Annotated in this window: 9 protein-coding genes; 4 read left to right on the plus strand and 5 right to left on the minus strand. The window is 47.2% G+C overall.

Annotation, left to right across the window (positions count from 1 at the left end):
* Nucleotides 1-28 precede the first annotated feature (28 nt).
* Both BK816_RS09270 and BK816_RS01590 read left to right on the plus strand, forming a co-directional pair.
* The gene (locus BK816_RS09270; protein WP_156981969.1) at nt 29-256 is read left to right on the plus strand and encodes a hypothetical protein; all 228 of its coding nucleotides are present in this window, start codon (nt 29-31) and stop codon (nt 254-256) included.
* Nucleotides 257-276: 20 nt separating this feature from the next.
* Nucleotides 277-867: a hypothetical protein gene (locus BK816_RS01590; RefSeq protein WP_071163615.1), complete on the plus strand. Its 591-nt coding sequence runs from the start codon at nt 277-279 to the stop codon at nt 865-867.
* Nucleotides 868-967: 100 nt separating this feature from the next.
* Here the strand turns inward: BK816_RS01590 and BK816_RS01595 are convergent, their stop codons facing one another.
* Nucleotides 968-1,462, minus strand: coding sequence for a hypothetical protein (locus BK816_RS01595; protein ID WP_071163616.1), 495 nt, complete (start codon nt 1,460-1,462; stop codon nt 968-970).
* Between the two features lie 224 nt (nt 1,463-1,686).
* On the opposite strand from BK816_RS01595, the gene BK816_RS01600 reads away from it, so the two are divergent.
* Complete coding sequence (locus BK816_RS01600; protein ID WP_071163617.1) at nt 1,687-2,019, plus strand: PadR family transcriptional regulator; 333 nt, start codon at nt 1,687-1,689, stop codon at nt 2,017-2,019.
* Nucleotides 2,016-2,732: a DUF5808 domain-containing protein gene (locus tag BK816_RS01605; protein WP_071163618.1), complete on the plus strand. Its 717-nt coding sequence runs from the start codon at nt 2,016-2,018 to the stop codon at nt 2,730-2,732. The genes BK816_RS01600 and BK816_RS01605 overlap by 4 nt, the downstream gene beginning before the upstream one ends.
* A gap of 110 nt (nt 2,733-2,842) precedes the next feature.
* On the opposite strand, the gene BK816_RS01610 is transcribed toward BK816_RS01605, so the two are convergent.
* The 4 genes from BK816_RS01610 to BK816_RS01625 form a co-directional block, all read right to left on the minus strand.
* Nucleotides 2,843-5,515 (minus strand): YobI family P-loop NTPase, encoded by a 2,673-nt coding sequence (locus tag BK816_RS01610; RefSeq protein WP_071163619.1) that lies wholly within the window; start codon nt 5,513-5,515, stop codon nt 2,843-2,845.
* 1,478 nt (nt 5,516-6,993) lie between these two features.
* Nucleotides 6,994-9,849, minus strand: a complete 2,856-nt coding sequence (locus tag BK816_RS01615) for an SNF2-related protein (protein ID WP_236842343.1) — start codon at nt 9,847-9,849, stop codon at nt 6,994-6,996.
* 24 nt (nt 9,850-9,873) lie between these two features.
* Nucleotides 9,874-12,444 carry a DEAD/DEAH box helicase gene (locus tag BK816_RS01620; protein ID WP_071163621.1) on the minus strand — a complete coding sequence of 857 codons (2,571 nt, stop codon included), beginning with the start codon at nt 12,442-12,444 and terminating at the stop codon, nt 9,874-9,876.
* Entirely contained in the window at nt 12,444-14,564 is a 2,121-nt protein-coding gene (locus BK816_RS01625) for a site-specific DNA-methyltransferase (RefSeq protein WP_071163622.1), read from the minus strand. The genes BK816_RS01620 and BK816_RS01625 overlap by 1 nt, the downstream gene beginning before the upstream one ends.
* Nucleotides 14,565-14,746 lie beyond the last annotated feature (182 nt).

The following is a 14,746-nucleotide window of genomic DNA, read 5'->3' on the forward strand; positions in this document are numbered from 1 at the left end:
CCTCCTTACATTATGCCAGCCGAGGACGGTGTCCGGCGTAACAATCATCATCAGGCAGGGCATTTTTCGGCCATTTTCTGGCTGTTTGCTGGCCGAGGACGGGGCCCGGGAGGGGGTGGGGGCTGTCGCCCTTGCGGCTTCGGTTTTGCCCTGCCGGGCACCCCCGAACCCGCAAATGCCCGACCGCACCCCAGCCCCCACCCCCAACCCGGGCCCGCAAGCCGGGCGGCCGACTGCGATATTATTACGCCAGTAATGTTTATCGAAGGAGTAAAAATGAAAAAGCACTTGAGAGTTTTAACTGCTATGGCTTTAACCGCTTCATTAGTCTTGGCTGGATGTGGTGAGGATGTTGCTCAGCAACGAATTGACGCTACTTCAGCGGTTAACCAAATGACATACGAGCACCAGTTCAAGCAGGAGTACATTAACCGGATTGCTGCTGCGCAGACCGGTAAGGAAGTGGATGCGATTCTAGCTGAAGCTAAAGAACGCCAAGCTAAATACGACGAACATCAAGCTAAAGACAAGGAAAATAGAGAAAAAGAAGCTGCTGAAAAGCAAGCTGAAAAAGACATTATGTCTCGTTCTTTGCAGGATAAAACCTTCGAATGCTTTGAACCTGCGAACCTCAATGGCAAGAAGTTCAAATTTGCCTCTAATGGCCAGCTAGAAGCCGATCCGGAGATTTTGGCTTTCGCTGCACCTGACGGCAAATACGAAATGGCGCCTGACAGCGACTGGTCGCATCCAGCGTACAAGTTCAACCGCGACGGCCATACCTCACTTCTTTTGGTAAAGACCAAAGATGGGGCAAAACTGCAGGGGATTAAGGGTGACTACTGTCTAGCCAAACAGCTTGACTAGCACCGGAAAACATCGCTCAATGCTGGCATCTGTCGAATGATGGATGCCAGCATTTTCAATTGAAATCCCTAGGCAGTTTCGCGTTTGATGCTTTCACGATCTATCCGGGTGATTTCATCACCTTTTCCAGCACAGCTATCCCTTTTTCCACGAAGGAAATCGGCTTCTCAAAAACCGTTTTATCCCCGGATTTAATCTTGACCTCAGCTACCGCGGCATATTTCGACTGTGGTTCCACCGTGTGCCGAGGTCCAAAATAGTGCAACCAAGTCACCGAAATATCATCCTTCGTTATCGGTGTCTCCACTTGGAAACAGTACTGTTCGGGCCGATCGAACTCGCTTTGAGAGTACGTGTCCACGCAAACTCTTTTCCCGTCCTGGTACACGTCGATGTGGTTCATGCCCAGTGTCCCCGCGTATGAGGCAACGACTTGGCCGCGCGGAATCATGTGGATCCAAATCTTATCTTGCGCCACCAGCACCCCGATGACGGCGGTAACTATCAATAGTGCAGCGCTGAGTCCACCTAACACGTATGCCCAGCTGCGTGGCTTGCGGGCTGGCTTCTGGCTTGCTGCAACTGGGGAATCCATGCTCGTACTTTAACGTGATCGGTGGGTGTCTGCTGGCCGAGGACGGGGCCCGGGAGGGGGTGGGGGCTGTCGCCCTTGCGGCTTCGGTTTTGCCCTGCCGGGCACCCCCGAACCCGCAAATGCCCGACCGCACCCCAGCCCCCACCCCAACCCGGGCCCTCTTGACATCCCCAGAAAAGCTACTACTATGTATTACAAGCTACTAGGTGAGGCAAGGAGTTGTGATGGCGGAGTCGCAGTTGCGTAAGGGTGCGATTGAGCTGGTGATTTTGGGTCTGCTGGATGCTCGCCCGTCTTATGGTGGGGAGTTGTTGGAGCGTTTGGAGTCGGAGGCTGGTTTGGAGGTTTCTTCGGGCACGGTGTATCCGTTGTTGTCGCGCTTGCGTAAGTCGTCGCTGGTGGCAACGGCTTGGGAGGAGTCTCCGGTGGGTCCTCCGCGAAAGGTTTATGAACTATCGCCTGCGGGGCGTGAGCGTTTGGCTTTGCTCCGCTCGGAGTGGGATTTATTGTCGGCCGCGGTGTCGCGGTCTAGCGTGTCGAAAGGTTTAGAAAAATGATCTGGTTTGGTCGTGACGAAAACGATCGTCTTCGCATTCTTGGGATGCCAGTATCTTCCCTGTGGGAGGGGGATCTGAATGCCAGCCTGGACAATTTTGAACCAGAAAATCCGTCCCTGCTGGTGCCTCGGAAGCTCGGCTTGGGGTGGGATTTTAACCTGGCTGCACTAGCCGTGAAGGCAGGCTGGATTCGTCCTGATGATTCGTTGCCTGACCTTGCCGAGTACGTGCCCAACTGGCTGCGTCGCGCGATGAAGATTGCCCCAGTCGTTGGTGGTGCCGCGTTGGTAGTGGGCGCAGCGAAGGTGGCAACCATGGATCATGTGGCCACAAACTGGAGCCTAACCGGCAAACCGACCAAATGGGGGAGCGGTAAGCAAGCTGCCATTATGCCCTTGCTGGTAACCGGAGCCATGGCCGCAATGCCCACGGTAGCCAAGAAGCTAACCAAAGCAAAGCCAGCCGAATCCACCGAAGCCACCAGCCTAAACCACCAAGCTGAAGTCCTAGGCATCGAAGCACTCTCCTTGGCCCTACTTTGCGCTACCGCAAAATCAGCAGGCAAGAACGAAAAGCGTCAGGTTGCTTCTGTGATAGCCCCACTGTTATGGGCAGCAGTTAGTGGTGGCCTGCAAGTCGGGATAGTAAAAGTGACTTTATGTATAAACGCTGAAACTTTATTGGAAAATGGGAAAAGGGGAACATGTCGGTAGGCGTATTTTCGATTCTTCTTAGGACGTGAGTAAGTAACTTAGAGTTAGGGCTAAATCACCCTATGATGCTGATATGAGGATGTATTAACTTTAACTTTATGAATAGATTCTCAGGTGTACTGTGTCATCTCATTTGCAATGTCACTATCGTATAGCTGAACATCTTCTGGGGTAATGGATGAGAAATTCACTAAGATAGTTTTTGTGCTTGGTGATTTTAAATTACGATAAATCTCAATAAAGTCGTTTACACTCAATCTATCCCTAAGATGTGCAAAGCTTTCTGCGTGTTGATTTAAGTCATGAGTGGTTTGATTCTCACATTTAGACTGAATGTATTTTGCGATTAGATATCCTTTTTCTCGAGGAGCCATAGAAGTATTGAGGGATTGTTTTACTAGAAAGTCTAAGTCTATTTTCCTCTCGGATTGAGACTCTGATCTGGTTTGGGTTAAGTCTGCCTTCTTAAGGCTATTGCTGTATAAGTAATCAATAACATATCGATTAAATAGTGCAGGCAGAACAGTCCTTTGTTCTTTAAATAATAAGAGCAACTTCTCTATTGATTTTTCAGTTAGTAGATAGGCGAATCCGTTATTTTTACGGTAGATGTATCGAGATAGGTATCTGTTGAGCTCCACCTGCTCGGTAATATCAGGCTGTCGATCGAAAATGTAGTAGTAGCTTTCGAGAATCCACCCGTTCTCTACGAAAATCGATGCTATCGATCCTTGGAAATTCTGTGATAGATTTATTAGGTCTAGATAAGATTCTTTATATAACCACTTGCTGGTCTGTGAACTGATTTCTGAAGAATTTATGTCTCCAAATTGATTATTATTTATTCGGTCATGTACGCTAGTTATAGCTTTCCTGAGAGTAGAATACCCCTCTGTCGATAAACTATTTTTAATTGTTTCAAAATATTCTGAAAGTGATATTGCGGCATTCTTGATCTCGTTAAGGCAAGTTATTGCGGTATCGTAATCGAACTTTGAGCTATCTTTAGGTGCTGATAAGGAAATCTCTTTAGGTATTTTTTTGTCTCCCTCGTGAAAAAATGTAAAACTGATCTCTGCTAAATCTTGGACAAGATAACTGAGTATGGTTTTATCGGGTCGAGGCTCCGAGCTAAATTGGGTAGTCAATAAATAAAAAGGAGTATTGTCGTTTTCAGAATCTAACAATTTACTTCCTTGAAACTGACGAATAACCATAATTGTACTGAAGAAAGAGTTTAGAATATCGCCTAGTTTTAAAGGTGATTTTTGTTGCAGATATGAGGTTAGATCAATATACGTGATTCTTGTGCTGACGTTTTTTATTTCTTCTAAGTATTGGTTAAGACTTGGAATTGTCGACGAATAAGTTTGGGTCAGATCGTTAATTGTTATGTCTAAGAACTCATAGAATTCAGCGGTGGCGATATCTAAAGACCTATATATTTCATCAATGTCGCTTTCTGCTATTGCAATTTTATAAAAGTCTTCTGGAAATAAGATTTTATATACTACTAACCCTAGGATTGCGGTGTTCTTTTTCTCTGATCGAGTGTCATCTTTGAACTGATCGCTAAGGCGTTCTGCAAGCACTTTATACTGATTAGAAATATTCTTGAGAACTCTAAAATCTGTGATTGTGTTTGAAATATAGTTAATCAAACTACTTTCTACTACGTCATTTTCAACTAGTAGTTCAGAGATCGTGTTTATCGCTTGGTTGCTTACTTTGGGCTGTATTACCGGGATTATAATGTCGAAAAATTTGGAGGTTAGAGTTGCATTTTTTATGCCTGTTGAAAACCTTGTGTGCGGTGAGGCTGTGTCATCTTCTTTTAAAGCATGGTCTTTAAATACGAGATCGTTTGCTACGTATATAAAACGAACTATATTTTTATTTTTTGACTTATTGTCACTAGAATTTGTGGTTTTGATTTTTGAAGCTATTAAAATTTTGTCGACTAATGATAAGTGTTCGTTAAAATATGTGTTAACTATGCTGTTTAGATTTCGAAGTTCTTCGAATATTTGCCATGTATTAAATCGTTCCAGATCCTCAAAAATTATGGTATCAATTTCCTCCTTTTTGATAATGGTTGCGATGTCGTCAAAATGATCTTCGAATATTGTGGAGTGTTTACTATCATTTAGTGAAGCAAAAGGTAAAGAAATATTTGATGGCTGGAAGCTATCTGCTATTAAGTAAATAATTCGGCCCAAAATAATGGTGCTTGCAAGGATAGCAATTATAAACAAGAAAGTGAATAATAGGACTTTGCTTTGAATCGTTGTAAAATCAATCTTTAATAGTAAATCTTGAAGTGGGACAAGTTTATAAAAGGTTAATAAAGAAAATAGGAGAGATAACCAAAAAATCAGTTCCTTATCAGGGGTATTAAAGGCTGTTTTAATTCTGGTTTTTCTTATTGATGCTGGTTTAGATGCAAGTATTAAATGGTTAAGAATTGCTCGTTGAATGTGGTTAACTTTCGAATGGTCTGTTATTTGGTGAGATGATTGTTCGGGGTGTGGAGCATCTGAAAATATGTTGATCCTTAAACAGCGGCCGTTGTGTTCCTTTATAAAACCTTCGATAACACTACTTTTTCCAGCAGAGTATGGGCCAAGTACGGCAATGTTTTTGTTTTTACGGTCTTCGGTTGCTTTGACAAGAGCATTTTTGTAAATGCTATGCGGAGTCTCTTCATACGTTGGTCCTAGATTGAAAAGTTCTAGTTGTAGCTCACCTTCAGGATTAGAGGTATGCTTATGTTCGGTACTCAATGTTTACAGCCGTTTTGTAGTGATGGATAATACTATTTGCAGTATATAACCAACTATGTTCATTTGTGTAGTACTTTCTTGATAAAGAGGAATCGTTGTTTCAAGTTCAATGATCTAAGACATCGGGAAGTAATTTATGTAATCTTAATAACATCGTTGTGTTTGGTAAGCCGGGACAATTAATCTATAGTTTTGCCTGAAAATAGTCTGATAACCTTTGATCTGTTGGAAGTGTTTTAGTAATCTTCAACTTTTGTAGTCATTGTGTATTTATTCGTCAATGTTTTATTCAGACTCGAAATATTCGTTATAGTTTCCAGCTTGAATTTTTGTTGGCGTTTCAAACTAAAATAATCAGTTTCTGTATTGTTTATTTGCTTCCTTGTTCACAGATACTGATATCTATAGAAGCAACTTAACTTGTGATTGATCCCTTGGACTAATCTGTATGCTTTATGTGCGTTTTGTATGGATCCGGTAGATTCAAGAGACTGTTGAGTGTAGATATCTAGTAAGTATGTGAATGGCTTACTTTTTGATTAAGCGCAAATTGATAAATAATACACTTTAAATACACTACTTGTTTAATGAGGCAATTCTTTCAGAATTTTGTTACTTACTTCCAGTCGCTTAAAAAATGTCCATGATGTGTTTCGATCTGAAGGAAATCCATTACTTTTAGAAAATACTCTTAAGTGGAGTCGTAGAAAGTGAAAAAAACATAGTCATATTCTATGACTTCTATACCTATACAACGAAATTGATCTTCTCTAATATTGCCAGGGCGATAAAACAGTTAATGGCCGATAAATTTGTGGATAGAGACAAAACAAGGCTGCCAAGGGATAGGACCGTGACAGTAGGAGAAACTATTTAGTCTGAGCATATCAGCAGTTTACGTCTGACGTTGAGATTTTGGTTTGGTGGAATAGTATGACTCGCTAGCCTTAGAATTTGAATTTGACTTGATACAACAAGGATATTGCTCTCATCTCTAGCGAAAATGGTAAGTTCTGCTTCGCTTGGTCAGATCCTTCAGTTCCGCGTTAGTTTGAAACCTATACCTTGGTTATGAATGAAAATTGCAGCGTTGAACAAGCGACAAAGTAAAAGGACGGATCTTTTCCTAGCAAGCAAGCCTTGTACCGACTAGCAATTATTTCGTCAGTCACGGAGAATCTGGTGACGCATCTAAAACGCTGACTCAAGTGCTTGAATTCGTCTACAAGTACGTCGGGAGAGTCAAACTGATTCATACTGATATTCATTGGCCAGATTGGGTAAAGGGGAATATTCTGTTGAGCCCGACTGCTTCGGTGGATTTTCGCCTGTTATTAAGAGAAAACGTGTGCATGGAGTGTCCAACGGAGAGGGTGACGATAGCGACAAGAAGTGCTCGTGCACGGCTGGCGTGCTAATGAGTAGACACATAACATTAACCTCTGCGCCCTAACTCTTCACGCACCAGGACTGAGCGGTTACTGCTCGATACTCCATCTAATGGTGAATAGGTGTTTGCGTTGTTCGCTCGATGATAGAGCTGCATCGAGGTTTGCTAGATAGTTATCATTTTCGGTCATCATGCGGTTGCGTTCCGCGGTGAAGCGATCATCCTCTTCGGCAACTTTCCTTGTTATGTTACGAAGTTCTTTTAAGCATTTTGCACGTTCCGCAGCTGACGTAGCACGCTGTTGTTTCGCTAGAATTTTCAAACGTTTCTTCGCTAACTCTTTTTTGGCAGCGTCATGTGCGGCAGTGGCGTCTTGGAGTCGGCTGTCTAGGGCATTTGATTGTTCAATATAGAAACCTGCTGTGCGTTCTTCTACCTCATTACCTATTAATGTAGCCTGTTCATCTAATGCCTCAAGTAGATCCTCATCGTTGACAAAAGGAACTTCAATAATATCTGTAGTTTGCAGTGCCATCAGGTGCTCTATTTGCTCCGTATCTAAAACTTGCCCAACATCGCTGCTTCCTGCGCTGATTAGGTATGACTCTTTAATAGTTGTTTTTCCTGCCCGTGCTGTGAAGGTGACCTGATCAATTCGTATCGTGCCGCTTGTCCCCACTAGGGGTTTAAGGGAGGCTCGGGCACGAGGTGAGTTTGAGTAGGAGAAGGTGAGATGGGCTGGTGGTGTATCTGTGTTCAGCCCTTGCTGGAGGACCCATTGCCCAAGCGGACTGTTGAAGCGGTATTGCCTGGATCCTTGGGTAGGCAGAGATTTGAAGCAATATTTCCCTGTCAAGATTTCAGGTGCTGGAGATTTTAGAAGATTGAATATACGTCCATCAGTACTGAAATCGGCGTAGCCATGCAGCTCATACTGTGTAAGTAGCAGAAGTAGCCGTTCGAAAAGGTTGAGGACTTCTCCGGCTTCTTCGTCGTAACTTTTAAGCTTGTCGCGCACATCCGGGTCGAGGTGGTCGAAGACTTTCGCTTTGACCTGCCGCATTTCTTTGCTGATCTCAGTGGCGAACTGTTCCTCGAGTTCATTAAAGGCTGCTTCGATCTCCTCAGCGGTGGCGCATTGGTCGAGGATCTCACCGATCTTTTGCTCAAAGCCAAGTCCGTCTTCAATCTGACCGAGGACTTCGTCGGAAGCCCCGAATACGGAGGTGAAGAGTTGGAACTTTTCGGTTAATAGCTCAAGGATGCGTTCTTCGGCTAGGTTGCCTTGGTTGGAAAAGTTGACCACCGTAACGTCATGTTTTTGCCCAAAACGGTGGACACGCCCGATGCGTTGTTCTACGCGTTGTGGGTTCCAAGGCAGGTCGTAGTTGATTAACATGGAGCAGAATTGCAAGTTGATGCCTTCCGCAGCAGCTTCGGTTGCAATCATGATTTGGCCACGTTCACGGAACTCATCTACTAGGGCTTTGCGCCGGTCAGCAGTCTGGATCTCGGTGATGAGGTCGGAGCCTTCGTTGTCCTTGAGCCATTGTTTGTAGATGGCGGTTGCTGCGGGAGAATCATTAGCGCCGTTGAAGAGTACTAGGCCTTCACCCCAGCCGGCATCTGTGAGAGTGCGCGCCAAGTATTTTTGGGTTTTGGCTGAATCGGTGAAGATGATGGCTTTTCTTGGTGCGCCGATTTCTTCAAGCCGGGCGAAGCCTTTGTCCAGGGCCTCGATGAGTTTGAGGGCTTTTTGGTTGATTGTGATGGAACGTGCCAGTGCAGCGAAGCCTCTAAGTTCGTTCACTTCGGCGCGCATTTTTTCGGCCAGCTCAGGTTCGATCAGTTTGATATCGAGCATTCCACGCCGCGCGGCCTCGGCTTCATCACTGTTGAGGTCCCCGTCATCAACTAGAACACCACGCCCGTCTCGTACCTTACCTGCTGCGATTTCTGCGGATAGTCGGTCGGCAATTTTTTCTAGTGTTGAGGCCACCGCATAGGTGGATGAGCCTAACCGTTTACGAATAATCAGCGCGGACAGGTGGCGCTGGGACTTCGCGAACGCGTACAGGTTGGGGCGTTGTAGGTAAGAGTTGACCTTCTCGTAGAGTTCTTGTTCTGCCTTGCTGGGCATGAACTCAAAGGTCATCGGGGTTCGACGGGTAAAACGCACGTACTTGTCCGCATCACGTCTCAGCGTCCTTTTGGCGATGCGCGACATGCGGTCCGTGAGGTCCTCTAGTCCGTAGGTATCCTCAGAATCAATATAGCGTTCTTTGAATCCTTCAAGGGAATGGAACAGTGTTGGGTCAAAAACGCTGACTAGCCCGTAGAGTTCTTCGAGCCGGTTTTGTAGTGGCGTGGCTGTGAGCATGACGGTTTTGTCTGCGCGTTCAATGACGTTGGCGACTGCCTGCGGGATTTTGGCTTTGCCGTTCCAATAGGAGCGTAGCTTGTGGGCTTCGTCAGCGACAACCAGATCCCATTCGCGTCGTAGCACAGGCTCATTACGCAAGACGAATTCGTAGGAGCAGATCAGTACTCGCGCGCTCATTACATGACAGGCTCCCAGGACTTCGTCTTTATTGGTGGAGTCTAGAAGGACTGCTGGGATGGCGAATTTCTCGTCAAGTTCTTGCTTCCACTGTTGACGCAGTGACGAGGGCGCGATAATGAGGATTCTGCGTTTGCGTTCAGCCCAGTACTGGCAGATGACAATGCCAGCTTCAATGGTTTTGCCCAGCCCCACTTCATCAGCCAAGATCACTCCGGTCGAGGTGGATGCTTTGAGAGCGAATAATGCTGCGTCGATTTGGTGTGGCTTGGGCTCTACCTGGGCGTCGAAGAGAAGGCCAGCAAGTTTACCCACATGGTCAGAGGCATACGAACGTGCCAACTGGTGGGCATAAAACTTGGCTTGATAATTGTTTATTTCCACCGCCAACTTTTAGTCTCCCAATTCTTAGACGTAGTCGTAGGCGATGTCTGACTCGTAAAGAGCCTTCGCGTCCTTGGCTGTGCGCACCGCTTCACGTACACGGTCACGAGTTAGGTCCAGAACGCGTAGTTTCCCATTGGTCTCAGCAATGGATTCAATCCGCCTAAACTCCCTGCCAAATTGTTCAGCGAAGTCTGCCAGTCCGCGTAGCTTGGGCAGAGCATCGGAGAGGTGGTGGCCATGTGGGTCAACGATGTCAGTGACGATCTTCCCACCGGTTCCTCTGGTAAAGAAAAGGAAGTCGGGGCGTAGTGCCTTCCACTTTTCGTTGCCGTCTAGGTAGGCGATGGCAAGGGACTCTTTAACAGCGCGTTCGGGATTTCGATACCACCCGACAAAGGTGGAACGTGCTTCTTCAGTTGCAAGCACTTGACGTTCCCACCGGTTAAGGTTCATCGGGTAGATACCAGTGCCGCTGACCATGATGTGGCTGGTAGAGGTCGGCAGTGTGGTTTCCGTACCGTCAGCTTCACGAACCTTAGTGTCGGCTTGAGCGGTCTTGGGCGCAACGAGATCTACACGCTCAGGCTTGACGCTCATTGCTTCGATCCGGTCGTACTCAGCTTGTTTGTCGTCACTGAGGTTCTTGCGGTCGACTCGGGTTTCGGTCAGCCATTGGGCTGCGATTTCGTTAGCGTCACGCTCTACTACCCGAACCAGCTCAGGTACCAGTGCTAGGGCCGCTACTTTAGTCTCGGCCTCGATGTAATCGTCTTCAAGGAATTCATCATCGGGGACCAGATAGTTGACATACCAGCTGGCCAGTTGTGGGCTGAGGACGCGTCGGGCAGCATTGTAGGCTTCGCGGATCGCGTTATAGTCTGCGGTTTCGCTAAACGCGGTTGGTACGAATTCCCCGCCTCCGAGACGTGTTCGAAGTTCTTCACCATCCAGAGTGGTTACATCTAAGAAAGCAGCTTCTACTTCGTTTCGGAAGCGCACTTCAGCAGACTCTACTAGACGACACAACTGGTCATTACAGTCTTCGAGCGCTGTGGGGCGGATACCGTCTTTTGCTAAAGCAGTAGCCAGTGCAGTGAAACGTTTGATGGGTTTGCTGCGCAGATTCGGGATGGTCACTGAGGGGAGGTTCTCCATCGCTTGCCAGAGTTCAACGGGCATGTCTGAATTCGGGTAAAGCGATACAGGGTCAAACAAAACTCTACGGCCTGCACCACCGCCGGTACCGGATTCATCATCCTTGCTCGTGGCACCTTCCATGAGCATCTTGGCCACACTCATGGCCGTCTCTTTATCGAAGAACGGCAGTAGGCAGTCAACCGAGTTCAAGATCTCGTTGCCCGCGATACGGCGTGCAAGCGGAGTGCGGATCATGCGACCGAGCAGCTGGGTGATGTGTGTCTTGTCTTTTGCCGGGCGGAAAGAAACAAGCACCTCTGCACGGGGGCAGTCCCAACCAGTCGATATTGCAGTTTTAGAAAGGAGCACGCGAATGTTGGTCAAGTCTTGAATCCGTTGTGGCTCCTCATAGCGAATCATGTAGCCAGCAATGTCAAGGTCCTGGTGTTCACCGAACACATTCACCACATTGTCTGTACACAGTCCAGGCCAAGCCTCAAAAATAGTGTCTAGGATGAGTTTCAGATCTTCATCGCTTGGCTTGTCACCAACCTGTACTACCAGTAATGGCTTAACCACGTCTAGAGCTTCTTGCTCCTTCGCGTAAGCTTCCCATTCCTTGCTGGATGCTAAAACCTTCTTCACGGCGCGGCGAAGGAGCACGGTTTGGAAAGCCCCGGTTTCGGCCGGGATAGAAAGTACAATGTCGTCTTTGAGTAATCCTGATGCCTGAACTAAGGCGGAATCGACTTCTACCGAGGGTAATGCTGTACGTCCAGTCGCACCCTTCATTGCCTCATCGAAACGGTCGACAGTCGCCGAAATGCCGAATACCACTGGGATCGCAGGCACACTGCCTTGCCCGTTAATTAAACGTTGAACGATGGTGGCGCGATCACGCTGTTTCTGCATGCCACGGTGGGCCTCATCCAGAATCAGGTACAAGGTTAGGTTCTCGTTTTTGATCGTGTTGGTGAGTACGTCATAGAATGAGGACTGCATGTTGTCAGGGCGCGCTACTAGCGGAGTCTGTTCATCGTCAAGATTCGCGCCACGCACAAGCTTTGAGTTCTTGGAGAGCTTCTGTGTGTTCAAAAAGTAGACGTTATGCCGCTCCAGCTCAGGCAGAGACAGAGAGGTATCAACCATCCGTAGTCGAGAGCCCAAATCGGGTGCTGCAGAGAAAATGCGGTTCGATGATTGTTGATTTAACGAAGGATCATCGGAAAGCCAAAGAACCACTGCGCCCGGGTCGGCAGGAAAATCGAACTCATCAGAACCAAAGAACAATGCTTCGATGACGGCGGCTGCCATGACGGTCTTACCCGCACCCGTGGTGGCGGAAAGTGAGAACTGTGAGGTCCTGCCCCGCTTGTAAAGCATCCGTGCGTCCGCCAGATTTTCGAGTACTCCGCGAACCGCCTCAACCTGGTAATCCTTGAGGGTGTACCGCATCAGAGCATCACCCCCTGGTTGATTTCAAAGTTCTGCAGGTAGGACTCGTAGAGACGAACTACATCCGTTTGCTCAGGTAACTCCCTGGCTACCATCTGATACGCAGAATCATCATCGGTCACCACAAACACAGTCCCGACGCCATCTTGCTCAGACAGTTCTTCGAAGAACGCCTCAGTATCGCTAATGTTTTCCAGCACCGCATAAGACTCGGCGATATCCCAGCCTCGAGTTCCCAGGGAATTGATTATTTTTCCTCGTGCACCCGCGCGCAGCCACAGCATCGGAGCGATCTTGGCGAAAGCGCGATTGTGTTTCACCGCCAATGGCGACTCGTAGGTCAGGGTGAAGAAGCGAGCGTTCTCTTCGAACCCATCAGCCATCGGGAACTCGTCAGTGAACTTATAGTCGCCCTTGATCGGTTCGCCTTCAGGGGTGAGCCCAGTAATCGCAGCTTGGATGCGTGGCTTGGTGATGTAGTCACAGATACCAAGAGTTTCCCACTCTGGGTCACCTGGACGCAGGCCCTGCTTACGTAGTTTTACCTGCTCATCAGCAGACACTTCGTTATTTGTCACCGAGATACACTGACGATGGCCGCCGTCCTGTTTGTTCAGACGCATAACCGCATGTGCGGTAGTACCTGACCCAGAGAAGAAATCAAGAATTACCGCGTCGGGCTTATCCTTAACAAAGAAGCGCAATGCATCCTCAACAGCATAAACAGATTTGGGGTAAGTAAATCTTCTTCCAGGAATTAACGCTTTAATAAACGTTGCTCCGTGTTCACTCGCTGAATGCGAGATACTGTTCCAGACAGTAGCTGGCTGCCGGGTTCCTATTGAATCCTTGAACTCAAGCTCCAACGCCCCCTCGTTGTTATGGCCGACGACTAGTATTTCACCCGATTTTAGTTTTTCAAGCTGTCCTGATTGCAGGTACATGATTGGACGCTGCTTGGTCTCAGGATTACGACGGCCGAACTTCGCCCACCCCTTTTCAAAGTATTCTCGTAGCGATGTCGGACTAAGACGCCACATGAGTTCCTGTCCCGACCCGTCAATAGGCCAGAGAATCACTGTATTTTCCGGAGGCTCTATTTGAGAGATGTCTTGGTCTGCCGGGAGCGGTTCACCGACTGAGTGAAGTTTTCCAGTATCTTCGTTTATATAAACAGGGAAAAACATCGATGGAATTCGTGATCGTCGACTTCCTTCTCCGTTACGTAGAAGACCTGCCCACCTAACTTTACGTTCCTTAGTTTCTGAGGGCCTTAGCATGTCATTTTTCCAGGCTTTCGCCACCGAGTTGCCGATAAATACAAAGAATATATACTCTTCTACCCTGCTAAATCGTCCAGTCCGAGCAGAGCCTTTAGGATTTATTACAGATGTAATCATTTGAATTCTTCCTTCAGGAAAAATCTGTTCCAAGAGTAGTCCAAGTCGCAAATACTCTTTTTCATCGATGGTGACGATAAGTACTGACTCTTCAGGATTGAGTAGCTCGCGGGCCAGTAGTAGTCGTTTCTCCATGAATGATAGCCACTTGGAGTGGCGGTAGTCGTCGTCTGATTCAACGTAGTCGTTGTTGTATTTCCAGTCTTTGGCACCTGTGTTGTAGGGCGGATCGATATAGATTGCGTCGATCTTGTGGCGGTGGGTGTATGTGAGCATCTCCAGCGCATGGAAGTTTTCGCCGTTAATCACGGTATGGCACGGCTTATCGCTACCTCGTTCTACCCGCCCTGTCTCCACGAGACCTGGGTAGATGGTGTCTTGGAATTCTGCTACGACCACCAAGTCCTCGAGGGGAACTTCTTGCGTCTGCGGATTTTCAGCATTGAGCTCAAGCAGTTGAGCACGAGAACCCTCAATCTTGGCAACACGCCAAAGCTTTGGGTCACCCTTCTTGGTCTCGCCTCGTGGTGACAGGATACGGACTTTGCTGCCCCGACGAGGGCGCTGGTGTGGTAACTCGACTGCTTCTGGCTGGTGGCGTTCAAATACAAGGCCAAAACTACGCCGTTTCATCAATGCGGAGAATTCTTCTTCTAACGCGGCACCAAGTTGTGGGTCGCTGAGTTTCGCTTGGCGTAATAAATCAGTCAACCTTGACATTAAAAACTCCTGTGAAACAAGCTGAGCGTTTGCTAAAACTTTACAAATAAACTTTACCAGTGGATGGCTCAGTTGGTTGAATCAATAGTTAGTAAAAATGGATCTTCATGATGGAAACAGGTGCAAAAAGACTCTAAATCAAGATGAAACTTGCGTTTTAGCGAAAAAGTTTATTTAAATTT

It is taken from the genome of Boudabousia tangfeifanii, from assembly GCF_001856685.1.
Taxonomy (GTDB): domain Bacteria; phylum Actinomycetota; class Actinomycetes; order Actinomycetales; family Actinomycetaceae; genus Boudabousia; species Boudabousia tangfeifanii.

Bases quoted from the DNA above. Each gene is read 5' to 3' on its own strand.
- BK816_RS01590 (WP_071163615.1), top strand. From the start codon at position 277: ATGAAAAAGCACTTGAGAGTTTTAACTGCTATGGCTTTAACCGCTTCA.
- BK816_RS01595 (WP_071163616.1), bottom strand. From the start codon at position 1,462: ATGGATTCCCCAGTTGCAGCAAGCCAGAAGCCAGCCCGCAAGCCACGC.
- BK816_RS01600 (WP_071163617.1), top strand. From the start codon at position 1,687: ATGGCGGAGTCGCAGTTGCGTAAGGGTGCGATTGAGCTGGTGATTTTG.
- BK816_RS01605 (WP_071163618.1), top strand. From the start codon at position 2,016: ATGATCTGGTTTGGTCGTGACGAAAACGATCGTCTTCGCATTCTTGGG.
- BK816_RS01620 (WP_071163621.1), bottom strand. From the start codon at position 12,444: ATGCGGTACACCCTCAAGGATTACCAGGTTGAGGCGGTTCGCGGAGTA.
- BK816_RS01625 (WP_071163622.1), bottom strand. From the start codon at position 14,564: ATGTCAAGGTTGACTGATTTATTACGCCAAGCGAAACTCAGCGACCCA.